Below are 14,425 nucleotides of genomic sequence, written 5' to 3' on the forward strand. Positions count from 1 at the left end.
CAAGTAAATCTGTTTGAGAGAAAAACCTTAAAAGCTTTATTCATGCCCGATAAAATACCGATAAAACAAAAGGAAGCTCAATTGAGCCTCCTTTTATGAAAAATTGTGGGACAGCAGTGCTCGATTGAGTCCTTTTTATACATTTAATGTCTAATTTTCAAACTATCGCCCTATAATCGTTTACAAACTAATCAAGTTATCCATACAGTTATCTACACAGATATCCATATGGTTATCCATAAAGTTATCCACAACTTAGCAGCAATTAATTAGAGAATATTAGAGATTTACAGCACCTACTTTTGCAAGTTCTGCACGCATTTCATTAATCACAGCTTGATAATCCGGTTTACCGAAAATGGCTGAACCGGCAACAAACATATCTGCACCGGCTTCTGCAATTTCACGAATATTGGCAGGTGTTACGCCACCATCCACTTCTAAACGGATGTCACGACCTGAAGCATCAATGATTTTGCGTGCTTGACGAAGTTTGTCCAAAGTCATGGGAATAAATTTTTGACCACCAAAACCTGGGTTGACACTCATCAACAAAACTTGATCGACTTTGTCCAGAACATAGTCCAGATAATGCAAAGGAGTTGCCGGGTTAAACACTAAACCTGCTTTCGCACCACCGGCTTTAATCAACTGTAAAGAACGGTCAATATGGTCGCTTGCTTCCGGGTGGAAGGTAATAATGTCAGCCCCTGCTTCCAAGAAATCCCCAATCATGCGATCTACCGGTGAAACCATCAAATGCACGTCAATCGGCGCTTTAATCCCATATTTTTTTAATGCCTTACACACACCTGCACCAAACGTCAGGTTAGGGACATAATGGTTATCCATCACGTCAAAATGTACGACATCTGCACCAGCAGCGAGCACATTTTCGACTTCCTCGCCTAAACGAGCAAAGTCAGCAGATAAAATTGATGGTGCAATTAAATATGGCTTGGACATGGGGAGAACCTGGCTATGTATTCGAATTGATTTTTCGCATTATAACAAATTGAACCTTGCTGCTGTGATTCAATCCTGATTCGATTCTATTTATTCGGTATCCCAAAACTGCAACATTGCGTTGCATGATTTAACTTTCGCTATTCTTTTAATCTGTTATGTTGATACCACACCCCAAGGTAAATGAGAATGAAAAGCAATACTAAAATTATCACATCAGAAGCCGCTCGTATCGCCAAGCGTTTATTGAATCATTGGAAACATAAATTTGAAGTTGCTGAAACAGACGGCAATTTTAGTATTTTTATGCCGGATGCAACCGTAAAACTGATGCCACAGTCAGAAGCATTATTGGTCTCAATTGATAGCTCATTAGAAGACCTAAGTACTTTAGAAAAAGTCGTTCTCGATCATTTAGGCCGTATGGCACAGCAACAATTTACCGCAACATGGCAGCATTCATAAAAAAGGGAGAACATGATTCTCCCTTTTTTGAATTAAATATTACGCTTCAAGTTGCACGGCATGAAATTGCAAATGGTCATCGATAAAACTTTGAATAAAATAGTATCCGTGATCATAGCCTGCATGTTCACGTAAAGTTAGAGACTGTCCCACTTGGGCACAAGCCTGCTTAAATAATGCCGGATTCAATTGCGCGTAGAATTGATCTTTCGATCCTTGATCAATCAAAATTTCTGTAAACAATGCCCCTTTTTCTTGAATCAAGGCAGTGGCATCATGCTTTAACCATTCATTTCGATCTTCACCAAAATAATTCGAAAAGGCTTTTTCACCCCAAGGACATTGGCTTGGTGCACAAATGGGCGCAAAAGCAGACACTGATTTAAATTTTTCAGGATATTTCAGTGCCAGTGTTAACGCACCATGTCCACCCATGGAATGTCCGAAGATCCCCATGGCATCCGCTTGCACTGGAAAGTTCTGAATGACCAAATCATAAAGCTCATCAGCAATGAAGCTTTCCATTTGATAATGTTCCGCCCACGGCGTTTGGGTCGCATTAATATAAAAGCCTGCACCTTGACCGATATCCCAAGAATCGCCTTGCGCAACCTGCTCACCTCTTGGCGAAGTATCAGGACTAATCAGGATCAAACCCAGTTGAGCTGCCAAGCGTTGTGAATGAGCTTTAATCGCGAAGGTTTCTTCTGTACAGGTCAGACCGGCTAAATAAAAAAGTGCTGGACATGCTTGACCGGTTAAAGCTTGAGGGGGCAAGAAAATACCAAATTTAGCTTCACCCTTGAGCACCTTGGAATTAAAAGCATAAATGCGCTGTTCACCATCAAAGCATCGATTATGTTGGATTAATTCCATGTCTATTTTTCCTTATTGTGTTTGAACACTTAATTGGGGTATTTCTATTTTTGTCTCTGTTTTAGAGGTCACTGGAAATAAGCGTTGCTCCAATTGCGGCAACATAAATTCCATATTCTTACCAATCGACCATTGTGGTTCGGATGCTTCAAAACCCTGCGCCTTTTCCCATTGTGCCACGGTGTCTTTGGTTTGCTCGAATGCGGCACTCACAGAGGTCTGCTCACGCATGGCCTGATCAAAGAATGCACGCCCAAAATAAGTATAATCCGCTTCATTTGAACAGCCGAAAGATGCCCGGTCAGCCGCAGACGCGGTAATAATTAAAGTATTATCATCCTGCAAAGCGGGAACAAAACTTCCCGAATAACAGGCAGAAATCACAATCACCCGCCAACGAATACCGGATTTGTCCAGAGTTTCTTTAAGCCATTTAGGATCGACATCATTTAAATCGATCGGATCATTTTCCATTTCAAACTGATTCGGTAAACCATGTGAGGTCATGTATAAAAATAACACATCACTTTCACGGTTCATCTGCTGGCCAATGCGACGTAAAGCCATGTCCATACTGGTACGCGAAGCAATCGGAGTTTGAGTGCGTGTCTCAGGATTATTCACCAAGATGAGTGAACGACCAAAGGTTCCGAAGCGGGTATCAAACTGTTCTTTAATCCGCTCGACTTCTGACTTAAACACGTCTTGATAACCTGCACCGGCGACCCCTAAAAAGTACCAATGCGATTGTGTAAATTCACCATACTGCACATCTTCAAGTGATTTATTCAGTATACGGCTTTGCGCGTAAAAGGCATCTTCGGCAAAAGTCGGAGGTGTTTCTTCAACTTTCCAGATCGGTTGGCTTTTAACTGACATTTGCCAGACCACCAGGGTAAAAAGCGTTGCTGCAACAATCAGTGCCCGCTCCCACCATGGCCATTTGAGTTCACGTGAAAAAACCCAGACCACAGCCAAACTTTGCCAGACAAACAGCACCATGAATATCATCGGTAAATAGTCATAGAAGATGTAAGGCAATACATCGATATAACCCAAATACTGAATCAGACTTTGTAATAAGGCGATATGCGTATCCAGTACCAGCCACAATAAGGCAGGCACCAACATCAAACGGGGGTTATTAATACGCTGGGAAAGGAAAATACCGACAATCAGTGCAATAAAAGGCCATAAGGCATAACTGATCAAGCCTTGAGGATTAAACTCCCCCACTTCCCCTGAACTTAACCAACTAAATAAACTGTTGGCACTGCCGCCTAAAATCCCCCAAAAAATCAGTTGTAGAATTGAGGGGCGAACGATTTGTAAAGACCGACGTGATCCCAAAAAGAGCCACATCCCTGCAGTTTGGTTGCTTTTAAAATCATGCCAAAAATTGATGGAGGGTTTAAAGTCGATCATAGGATTTAGGGTTAGCTGTAGCTCGCTGATTCACTGTGTAAGTTTATGCTTGATGGAAGTTTTATCAATGCTGCTTTTGAACTATATAACAAATTAATGCACAATATTGAAGCAATTACCAAACTACTCTACAAGATGATGCTGAAAGTAGGCATCAAAACGACAAGCATCGCCTTGCCATTGATGATTGGGTTCCTGGTCAGCCAAATATACGGCTAAACGAGGACGTTTTACTACCACTCGTTTTGCTACTTTTTGTGCCAAAATCAATAAATTATCACCCAGATCCATTTCACCATCTTCAGGCAACAGCATATGCAACAATTGCATCTGCTTTTTGACTTGTGCCTGTTTTTTAATGGCTTGCTGGTTTTGATCCCGTTGTGGAAACATCGGGTCGAGATAGACGACATCCACCACAGCATTTTTTTCAGCCTGCTGAATTAAATAGTCGGCAGAATCTGAAAAAACTAGATCAATCCGTGCAACCACCGAACTTAAAAACGGATCGGTTTCCGCATTGCTTTTGGTATCTTCAAGCAAGGTAAATAAAATCGGATGTCGCTCAACCAAGGTAACATGGGCACCTAAATGTGCCATCAATAAACTGTCATGCCCTAAACCAGCAGTGGCATCGATCAAGCTCGGTTTTTCACCGAGATTACACGCTCGTGCAATCATTTCTGATTTTAATGACGATCTTTTTAAACGTGGAATTTCTGCTTTCCAGTCTGGTTGCATCTTCATGCCATTGGCACACAGCCAAAGTCCAGATTCATCTACACATAAAGCCAATTCGGGATTAAAACGCAAAAATCGGGCATTGAGCTTTTCAATGATTTCAAAATTTACCTTTACTCCACGAGAAGAAAGCACAGCAGAATACTGCTGTGCTTTCTGTTGAAATTCCTGTTCTACAAATAAGCGGAGTTCGCTTACCATAATTTCCAGCCTGTAAATGCAAAGAGTAAGATTAAAAGACCCGAGGCAATACGGTACCAGGCAAAGATCATAAAATCACGTTTTGCGACATAAGCAACCAATACTCGAATTAGAATCAAAGCCGAAACAAATGAAACCAGAATTCCGGCTGCAAGAACAGTCCAATCTTCAGTACTCTGAAATACATGGTAGCTTTGATAAAGGTCTAAAAGACCTGCACCAATAATCACCGGTATCCCGAGGAAGAAAGAAAATTCAGTTGCCGCTTTACGTGATATGCCCAAGAACATTGCACCAATAATGGTTGCACCAGAACGTGAGGTTCCCGGAATTAACGACAGTACTTGGATTAAACCAATCCAGATCGCTTCTTTATAGCTGATATTCTCGACTTCTTCAGCATTTACTTTAGGTGGATTTTTTTCAATCCACATAATAATGAAACCACCGACAATCAAGCCAATCGCAACCGCAATATCATTAAATAATAATTCTTTGACTGCTTGTCCAAAAGTGAGACCAATCAGCACAATTGGAATTGAAGCCATAATCAGGCTAAACCCCAAATGGCGACCTTTGGGTTCACCGGTAAACATACCGGTTGCTGCACCCCACAGACGAGCCCAGTATTCATAAATCACTGCTGCAATCGCGCCCATTTGAATGGCAATCACGAATACATCACTTTTTTCTTTGGTCCAGAAATTCATTAACTCTGAAGCGAGAATTAAATGTCCAGTACTTGAAATAGGTAGAAATTCGGTAATACCTTCAACAATACCCATAATTGCCGCTTTCAGCAGCAGTAAAAGATCCATACAAAATCCTGATTATGATTTGCCCTGTTCTGGAATTTTTTTCCAAGCGTTATCACGTAAATATACAGGTAATGCCTGTTCAGCACTGACCCATTTTTTTTGCTCGACATCTGCGCGCGCAATGGTAGCAATATCTTGCGCAGTCGCACTTAAGTCTTTGTATTGTATTTGTTCAGGCTTAATTAAAGCTGAACCGGAACCTACAAGTTCAAATTTAACCGCTTGGCTGGCATCATCGTAATTTAACAGTTGTTCTTCATCCACAGCCTGCATAATACCCTGTGAATCGAGTTTAAAACTCGCAATATAGACTTCTTTCATCCGTGCATCGAGTACCGCTGTCACGGTGCTTAAACCGGCAATGCGGTGTGCTGTCTGTGCCAAAGCTTGCAAAGTTGAAACAGGAACAACCGGAACATCATTTGCCCATGCCAATGCCTGAGTCACCGCTGCATTAATTCGCACACCGCTAAAAGAACCGGGACCACGGCTAAATGCAATTGCAGTTAATTCAGATGCAGATAGACCAAGCTGTGTAAATGCCTGCTCAATCATCGGGAGAATTGTTTGCGTTTGTGCTTTTGCTCGCGCATCTAATTGGAAAAATAATTCTTGGGTTTCATCTACAATAGAGACGGAACACTGCTCATTGGCAGTTTCCAATGCCAGCAATTTCATGCACAACCTTAATTAATTTAAATGTAAAAAACGAGGCATATGATACTCCACTCATTCGCACTAGGCGAGATTTTCCATCTGTGGAATACAAAAAAGCCAAGCGTTTGCTTGGCTGAATAAGATCATCAAATTACAGTTTAATCACTTCCAAATTCTGAAAATGCTTAAAATGTTCTGCGTAGTGCATGGCACTCATTTTGAGTTTAACTTCAGCAGCCTCATCTAAGGTTTTCACTATTTTCCCCGGTGAACCCATCACCACAGAATTATCTGGAATGACCTTGCCTTCAGGAATTAAGGCATTGGCTCCGATGATGCAGTTTTTACCAATCACTGCATGGTTTAAAATCACGGAATTAATGCCAATTAAAGTGTTATCGCCAACGGTACAACCATGCAACATTGCTTGATGCCCAATCGTGACATAGTTCCCAATCTGCATTTCAATGCCCGCATCGGTATGTAACACGGCATTTTCCTGAACATTACTAAAATCACCAATTTTAATTTTGCTGTTATCGCCCCGGATCACGGCACCAAACCAGACACTGACCTGTTTCCCCATTTCAACTTGACCAATCACTGTCGCATTATCCGCTACCCAGCCATCCCAAGGCTGGTGTGTTGCTTGAGGTGCATATCCATTAAATTTGTATATCATGTTCCGATTTTCCTTTATTTATGACGTTTAATCTTATTCATATAAAAAGCTGGGGAATTTAATAAAAAAGGCCATTCCTTTTGATAATCCAAACCATACTGAAATAGTGAAACTAGCATCCGTGCAGTTAAACCCCAAACGATTTCATTTTCCACACGCATACTAGGGAAATATAAAGACTGGTGTGCATAACGTACTTCATAAGGAATGGGTGGTGCTTTCATTAAGCTACTGAGGGAGGCAAAGAAAATACGATCAATTTCGCTCGGTTGAGCAATCAATTCGACTTCGGCTGGAATCAACCCAACGACAGGTTTCACCAACATCCCATTGCGGGCTTTTTGCATGGGTAAATCACCCATTAATTGCACATCAAATGGATTTAATGCGGTCTCTTCATAGGCTTCACGTAATGCGACCACAATATTACTGGTATCTTGTGGGTCTCTTTTCCCTCCTGGAAATGAAACCTCTCCAGCATGATTATTTAAATATAAAGAACGTCGAGTAAGCAGAACTTTTGGATCAGATTCATCTGTAATCGCAATTAATACAGCAGCTTGTGCCGGTTTTACCCGTGTGGAAAAACGTAATCTTTGCTGTAACGATTGTATTAATGAATGGTCATCCATACCTCTACTCTCCCATCATTTCTTCTTAGTTTTATCATAGCTGAATTTTTATTCTAAAAGATAGAAATGATGCCAAAGTTCAATTTTTCAGTTATGCTGATCACACCTTTATCATTGACGATGAATATGAATTTCTGTGTAATTTGTGGACATAAAACTACGGAAAAAATCCCACTCGGCGACCATCAATTACGTCGTGTTTGTACAGATTGTGGCAATATTCATTACATCAATCCTAAAGTCATTTGCGGGGCACTGGTACTTTGGGAAAATAAAGTTTTACTGTGCCGCCGTGCGATTGAACCACGTTATGGTTTATGGACACTTCCAGCCGGCTATATGGAATTATTTGAGACCATGGAGCAAGGTGCAGCACGTGAAACCCGTGAAGAAGCCGAAGCCGAAGTCGAGATTGAACAACTTTATTGTATGTACAATATTCCACGGATCGGACAAATTTATGTGCTGTTCAAAGCCAATTTAGTAAATGGTCAATTTGGCTCGGGTGAAGAAACTATTGAAAGCCGCTTATTTAGCGAAGAGGAGATTCCTTGGTCGGAACTGGCCTTTCCAAGTGTAGAACGTACCTTAAGACATTATTTTGAAGACCGTAAAACCAATCAATTTGACATGCATTTAGAAACCTTAGGTTCACGCCTTGACCATACCGGTTAATCGATAAAATAAAAAATATAGAGCATAAAAAAGCCCATCATCTGATGGGCTTTTTTATCTCACAATTATTTGGTTTTCACTTCATAACATGGTGCAAGATTAAATTGAATGCTACCACCAGTGAATTTTGCCCACTTTTTCGCATCTTCGTTGGTAGGATCCACCGCGCTATAAATGCTTTGGAAGCTGGCAAAACTATTTGCCCATTTTACATCACTATCCGCTGAATCTTTAAAAGGCACGTCATCCGCAGCCGGTTTACCACCTGACCTCATTGCCAATAAGCGATTTAAGTTTAGTAATGCACCGCCAATCACAATAGAATCACCCGAATTTGGGGAGGTCTGAATACTCGAGTTCATCCCAATCAATGCACCATCCAGGCTTTGGAACACTTTGTCTGCCAGGATCATACGAATTGAGATTTTATTGCCATCCGTGCCAGAGCTAGTAAACGCACGACCTGTAGTTCCAATGCGATACTGCTGCACATTGTTGTCATCAATCATGCTACTACCCAGTACATCAGCCCCACTACAACCATTTGTGCCTGTCGACATATCGATGATTGTGCCTGAGGAATCCATCACCGTGGCAGGCTTGTCTTTCATATTGGTCCGAATATCGCCATTATGGTCAATCACAATACCCAGTTTCACGGTATTCACCGAGCTATCGGTAAATTTAAAGATCAAGTCTGCATACAGTGGAAAAATATAAGCCCCACTGCTGACATTATTTTCCGATTTAAACACTTTACTGTCTAAATAGGTGATTGGGTAAATTTTATAAAGGTCGAGTGTGCCCTTAAAGCTTTCACTGTTGATCTGTTGTTGCCAGAGACCGTAATTTTTCTTGTCTTCTTCGTTGACTTCTTTTTTACCTGTCAGCAGTTTATAAAAACGTTCTTTACCGGCAATCATATAGTCATTGAACAATTTACCCTGCGTCACGATCAATGGCTGTGCATTGCTATCATCTACATTAAATTGGAAACCAGTTTGTGTAGTCAAATCCGGATTATTATTAATCGCTTTGGTAATTGGATGAATCCAGCTGTCTTGCGGCAGTGCCGTCATTTGTACTGGTTTCACTTTACGGATCAATTGTGCATTTACGCCGCCAATACTGGTCACATCGGTCTCAGCTTTACCACGCCACTGTAAACCACTACCAAAGGTTTTGCCTTGACGATCCGTCATCACAATAAAGTGACCCACCAAATGCGTTGCTGATTTATCTTCAGCCTTACATTCTTCCTTGTTACAGCCCACCAAACCCTCCGTACCACTTAAGGCACTACCCAGGACTTCCTTACTAGAAAATAGTGAAAATTCAGGCTGATACACGGCTGCAGTCGTGATACGCATCAATTGAGTAATAACATCAAAAGCATCGACATCAGAGACTTTAGAAATATCCACCCAAGGTTTGACTGCATCGCTGAAATCTTTATCCGACAAGCCTTTAAATTGCTCTGGCGTGATTAATGAGGTGATTTGCTCTAATTTTTTACGCTCTGTATCAACAATACTGATCGGCTGAATATCACGTGCATTGACAATTTGCTGACTTTGTAAGCCCACTGCCTGAATCAGACGCACCAAACGAATGGCTACTTTAACCGTTACATCATCAGGTGATAATTTTTGCGCAGCTCTGCCTTGAATTCCTGCTGCAATATCCAATAAGGTTAAACGCGGTAATTGCGCTACGCTGACATGGGCAATATTACTCATTGGAAATGTACCCAATTCAATTTTCTTGTCTTTTTCTCCTTGCAAGAAGAAAGTAATTTTATCTGCTGCCTTACATGCACCAGTTGCCGCTCCACCATTTGGATCAAACAGCGTGGTAAAGCGATTCTTGGTGTCACTACTACAAGTGAAATTTAAACCGTTTAATGGATAATCCAAGGCAAATTCAACACAGCCTGCTGTTCTCGCTTTACATGAACCGTTGGCCGTACTTTCATCATATACCTCAGGGATCACGTTGGCACTTTCGCCGCCACAGCCACTTAAAGCCATAACCAATGCAGTTGCTACAAAAGGTAATTTATATTTATTTATGTTCATCCTGACTCTCTTTTATTCTATCCCTAACGGATTGCAACGAGTTTAACTTGCCCGTGATTGGTTAACGCACGATCTTCAACATCGATGGCTGAAGCCAACGGTGTCAGCAATATATATTTGCTGTTTGCAGGCACATGTAATACCCCTTCTATTTTTTCGTGCTGAATGAGGGTAGATGCCCCCTCTTGATTTTTATATCCACCTGCACCTTCTAAGACACAACCTTTTGCATCTAAAAACACCACAAAAGGCCAGTAAAAGGTCGGGTTATTCTGCCGTGATGCATACGAATTCAGCTGAATATTCTGCACAGATGGATTCAGTGCAGCAACTTCAAAATCGAACTCATCATTCAGCGGTGCATGTGGCCAGAAGTTGACCTCTTTATTTAAATCAAGTTTTTTGACTTTTTTCAGTTTTTTTTCAGAAAAACATTGTTGCCCCAAACCATCAATCGCATCTGCTTGTGAAATGCGGTAATAAGTCTTTGCCAGGGTAATCGGACCGGTATCTTGCACAACATTACGTTTAAACAAGGATTGTATTGTAGATTTACCCACACCCTTTTCACGTTCAACCGTTTGTAAACGCGTTGCACCATGTTTAAGATCAATGATGCCTTCAGGCATAGTGTAAAAACGCTTTTTGCCTTCTAAGTTAAATTCTTTATCTTCTAAATATTCGTTTTTGACATATTGCTGTCCATCAATATCCACAAAAGCGGTATTTTCTATATTTTCCTGAATAATCACGGGTTTTACTTCTAAGACTTTTTGTGAAATTACAGTTGGCTGTTGAAGCACCAGTTGATTTTCAGTAGCAATAGGTTGGCGATTAACTGGAGAAACTGGTGTTGATTGTAGCTGCATTTTTTCTGCAACCTGAAGCTTCACAGCACTTTTGGTCTGTGGTTCTATAGTTTTCACTGTGTCAAGATCAGTCTGAGCACTCGATTCAACTTTACCAGTTTTAACTGATTTTCCAGGTGCAGCAACTGTTATCTGAGCAATAGGACTCTGCACAGAACTTGTTGCAGCTGACGCTTTTTGCTCATGAGCAGGCGCTACAGGTAGGCTCTGCTGTTGTACAATAACGGGTTTTGGATTCGTTTTTGCAGCAGCTACTTTTGGCGGTTCACGTTGAATGATCATTGGACGACCGTCAGGACCAATAATAGTATGAAACTCTCCTGCATATGACCACGATACTTGCGCTAAACTTAGCGTCAGTATCGTTTTCATCAATAAATTCCCTTTCATTCTTTTCCTTTGTTTACCAACGTGTTCTATAGTTCAATCCTAGAATGGTTATTTTTGTATTGGTTTTCACATTCAGGCCCGCGTATGGGTTAAGCAGTAAGTTATTTACGCCTGTTTGGTTGGCTAAACTACTGGTATTGGCTGGAATATTATCTTTACTACGCAAGAAACCGATAGACAAGTCTAAATCGGTGTCTGCATCCCAACGATAGCCCACGCCCATACCAAACAATTGTGCATTGTTGATTGGGATCATGGTATTCCGTTTCCCATCTGGAATGGCACTTGAACGTGGTTCATAACCCGCTCGTAGTTTTAAACGATCGGTTGCTGAATATTCCATACCAATACCGAAGCTCCACGGTGAAGTAAAACCAAGCGGTAAGGATAACGAGCTATCGCTAACATTTTCAGAAAGTAATTTTGCAACTTTTAAAGCTGAAATTTGTCGGTCAAACTCAAAAGTAAATTTGTCCCATGCGCTATAGTCCGTCCAGCCTACATCAAAATTCACCTGTAGATCTGGCATAACTTTGTATTTAATCCCGGCTTGAAAATGCGCAGGATATTCAAAGTCCATGGACACTAGACCGGATTCACTGGATGGAATGTAGTTCGGGAAGCCTAAAATAGCTGCAAGAATTTGTCCGGTTGGCGATGACATCAAGCCTTTAATTAATTCTTGTGGTGCTTTGGCATTATCAATATGGTATTTCCCTTTTAAGCGCATTTTTGCTGCACTTTGATAGACCATACCGAAACTAAAGCCATCCGTTGGCTCCCACAGTACCCCCAAGTTAAAACTTGGACTTAAGGATTGCTCAACCGCCAATTGCATCTGACCGAATTTACCGAATGGGTTCATACCTTCTTCGGCATTACACATCCCAAGTAATAGAATGTCGGTAATAATATCTGAATTTTCTTTAAATGGCGTACAAACGACTTCATCGATCATTCGTAACATACCAATCAGTTCATTAGGGAAACGTAAATCGGTTTTGAGACCCATGGCTTGGTAAGACATACCAATACCGCCACCAATCGAAAGTTGATCATTGACCTGGTAACCCACGGATGGAGATAAATAAGTAATTCGCTCTAAGGCAACTTGTTGCCCCATATAATTACCAGGATTACCATTTTCCGCACCAAAACCGGCAACCAGTGGCGCATAGACTGCCGTCGCATAAGTCGCTTTAGAACCCGGTGGGTTATAGGCAATCCCCATAGTAGGTGCGACCAATGGCATGCCTTCGCCTAAATCCACCATCTTTTTCAAAATAGGAACATAAAGACTCGGATATTCAACATCACCACTAACTTTATCTTTAAAATCAGTACAAATATCAGATGCAACTTCTGGTCCATCATTACAGACCATTGGATCGTCCGAATAACCAAATACGTTATAGCCTGGTGGGACGCTAAATTCACGTTGAATGTCAAAGTTGGCAACAATAAATTGTTGCTCAGTTTGCAGACCTTCAATTTTGGTTAAACCCGCAGGGTTAAAGTGAACAGCGTTTACCCCTGGTGGATCTGCGGTAACCGCATTACCCATACTCAAGGAACGTAAATCTACAGAAAGGTTGGTGCCTAACTGTGCAAATGTAGCACTTGAACAGCCCGTTAAGAGAATGGCGCTAACGAGCGGTCTGAGTCGAATTTTATACATACGACCGCCCTCTTAGCGAATTTTCTTACCAAAGCCTAAAATATCAAGTGGGAATGACAAACCCAATGAAACATCTGGCGCATCTTCCGTCAAACCAAAGCCTACCGTACCGTTCACAATCGTCTCTGGAGATACACGCACCCCAAGAGAAATCGCTAAAGTTGAACTGGTTTGATCGGCTGGTGAATAGGATTCACCGCTGCTGTAGGTAAATTCAGAGCCAGTATTAAAGCTTTGTTGATACGACATGGTCATCGATACGTCATAGTTAAATGAGTATGCGAAACCGAAAGAGAAACCGCCACTAATGCCCGGTTCAAACTCATCAATGACACGGCTACCACGGCGTTGATTTAAGTCAGTTTCTTTAAAGCCATAGTTTGCAGAAACTGAAGCGAACAACACCACTGGATCGATATATTTACGTGTACTTGCGCCAATACCAGCAGAATAATACCCCTTACCTGTGGCTAAGTCGGTCGCAGAGTTGACTTCGTATGGACTGTCACCGCTTTTGGTCGATAAATTACCGAATAAAATCAGTGGCAAACGACCCGCTTGTAATGGAAATGGCTCCCAACGTGCCCCCAAAGAAATATCACCCAAACCTGCGGTAGAGGTATCCTTTAATAAGTCTGTTTTTGCTACCAATGGTAATGAAGCAGTAAAGGTTAAATTATCTAAAATACCGTACTGTGCAGTAAAAGTATTAGTAATTGAGTGTGTTGCATTTTCTTGAACACGCAGTTGATATAATTGGCCCGACGCCATTTCCATATCAAGTTGTGTATCACGATAATAGGTATAGTCAATATCATAATAAGATGAGATATCACCCTTTTTGATTAATGAATATTGTCTTTCATTTGATGTGAAAACTTCTTGTAAGTTAGCTTCTTTACTGACGTCGCCTTCTTGCTGTTGTAAGGCTGAAGATGCTTGCGATTTTTCATCTACTGGTGATGTTTCGGCTACAGGCTGCACATCTGCAGACTGTGCCGCCACTGCTTCAACTTGCATTTCCTGCTCATCTACAGTCTCATACTCACCTAATGCTGGCTCTTCTGCAGCATTAGCCCCTCCTACTGAGTTAGCATCTGCAGTAGACTGGGATGCTATTGATTCCACCTCTTCTTGCTGATCTACAACTTCATACTCCCCCAATCCTGGCTGCTCTTCAGCTGCATAAGCTGCGCCCATCAGCATTTGAATACTGATCGCTAATAGGGTTTTGTTCATCCATTTACTGTTCATATTCCATCCCACCAGTTT

At 41.4% G+C, this 14,425-nt stretch carries 14 protein-coding genes; 2 read left to right on the plus strand and 12 right to left on the minus strand.

From position 1 onward, the window contains the following. Positions 1-279: 279 nt before the first annotated feature. Positions 280-966, minus strand: a complete 687-nt coding sequence (rpe, locus tag HLH16_RS08105) for a ribulose-phosphate 3-epimerase (RefSeq protein ID WP_131291817.1) — start codon at positions 964-966, stop codon at positions 280-282. A 189-nt stretch (positions 967-1,155) separates the two neighbouring features. On the opposite strand from rpe, the gene HLH16_RS08110 reads away from it, so the two are divergent. Continuing rightward, on the plus strand, positions 1,156-1,431 hold the full coding sequence (locus HLH16_RS08110; RefSeq protein ID WP_171528931.1) for a DUF2218 domain-containing protein: 276 nt from the start codon (positions 1,156-1,158) through the stop codon (positions 1,429-1,431). A 39-nt stretch (positions 1,432-1,470) separates the two neighbouring features. On the opposite strand, the gene fghA is transcribed toward HLH16_RS08110, so the two are convergent. The 7 genes from fghA to HLH16_RS08145 all read right to left on the minus strand — a co-directional run bounded on the left by fghA (position 1,471) and on the right by HLH16_RS08145 (position 7,463). Next, entirely contained in the window at positions 1,471-2,307 is an 837-nt protein-coding gene (fghA, locus tag HLH16_RS08115; RefSeq protein WP_171528932.1) for an S-formylglutathione hydrolase, read from the minus strand. Between the two features lie 12 nt (positions 2,308-2,319). After that, a complete protein-coding gene (locus HLH16_RS08120) occupies positions 2,320-3,732 on the minus strand; it encodes a C13 family peptidase (protein ID WP_171528933.1) in 1,413 nt (470 codons plus the stop codon). A gap of 123 nt (positions 3,733-3,855) precedes the next feature. Next, entirely contained in the window at positions 3,856-4,674 is an 819-nt protein-coding gene (locus HLH16_RS08125; RefSeq protein WP_171528934.1) for a class I SAM-dependent methyltransferase, read from the minus strand. Further along, entirely contained in the window at positions 4,668-5,492 is an 825-nt protein-coding gene (locus HLH16_RS08130) for an undecaprenyl-diphosphate phosphatase (RefSeq protein ID WP_131291825.1), read from the minus strand. The genes HLH16_RS08125 and HLH16_RS08130 overlap by 7 nt, the downstream gene beginning before the upstream one ends. Positions 5,493-5,504: 12 nt before the next feature. Beyond that, a complete protein-coding gene (tsaB, locus tag HLH16_RS08135; RefSeq protein WP_171528935.1) occupies positions 5,505-6,170 on the minus strand; it encodes a tRNA (adenosine(37)-N6)-threonylcarbamoyltransferase complex dimerization subunit type 1 TsaB in 666 nt (221 codons plus the stop codon). A 130-nt stretch (positions 6,171-6,300) separates the two neighbouring features. Then, a complete protein-coding gene (locus tag HLH16_RS08140) occupies positions 6,301-6,831 on the minus strand; it encodes a gamma carbonic anhydrase family protein (RefSeq protein WP_171528936.1) in 531 nt (176 codons plus the stop codon). 14 nt (positions 6,832-6,845) lie between these two features. After that, positions 6,846-7,463 carry an NUDIX hydrolase gene (locus HLH16_RS08145; protein ID WP_171528937.1) on the minus strand — a complete coding sequence of 206 codons (618 nt, stop codon included), beginning with the start codon at positions 7,461-7,463 and terminating at the stop codon, positions 6,846-6,848. A 126-nt stretch (positions 7,464-7,589) separates the two neighbouring features. Between HLH16_RS08145 and HLH16_RS08150 the strand changes: the two genes are divergently transcribed. Continuing rightward, positions 7,590-8,138, plus strand: a complete 549-nt coding sequence (locus tag HLH16_RS08150) for an NUDIX hydrolase (protein WP_171528938.1) — start codon at positions 7,590-7,592, stop codon at positions 8,136-8,138. A gap of 65 nt (positions 8,139-8,203) precedes the next feature. Here the strand turns inward: HLH16_RS08150 and filF are convergent, their stop codons facing one another. Genes filF through filC form a run of 4 tightly spaced genes read right to left on the minus strand, consistent with a single transcriptional unit; the run spans position 8,204 to position 14,407 of the window. Beyond that, positions 8,204-10,216: a putative pilus system protein FilF gene (filF, locus tag HLH16_RS08155; RefSeq protein WP_171528939.1), complete on the minus strand. Its 2,013-nt coding sequence runs from the start codon at positions 10,214-10,216 to the stop codon at positions 8,204-8,206. 23 nt (positions 10,217-10,239) lie between these two features. Further along, positions 10,240-11,457, minus strand: a complete 1,218-nt coding sequence (gene filE, locus HLH16_RS08160) for a putative pilus assembly protein FilE (protein WP_250850253.1) — start codon at positions 11,455-11,457, stop codon at positions 10,240-10,242. Between the two features lie 31 nt (positions 11,458-11,488). Beyond that, positions 11,489-13,153 (minus strand): putative pilus system OmpP1/FadL family transporter FilD, encoded by a 1,665-nt coding sequence (gene filD, locus HLH16_RS08165; protein WP_171528941.1) that lies wholly within the window; start codon positions 13,151-13,153, stop codon positions 11,489-11,491. A gap of 12 nt (positions 13,154-13,165) precedes the next feature. Then, positions 13,166-14,407, minus strand: coding sequence for a putative pilus system protein FilC (gene filC / locus HLH16_RS08170; RefSeq protein WP_171528942.1), 1,242 nt, complete (start codon positions 14,405-14,407; stop codon positions 13,166-13,168). Between the last annotated feature and the right edge of the window lie 18 nt (positions 14,408-14,425).

It is taken from the genome of Acinetobacter sp. ANC 5378 (genome assembly GCF_013004315.1).
In the GTDB taxonomy this organism is placed as follows: Bacteria; Pseudomonadota; Gammaproteobacteria; order Pseudomonadales; family Moraxellaceae; genus Acinetobacter.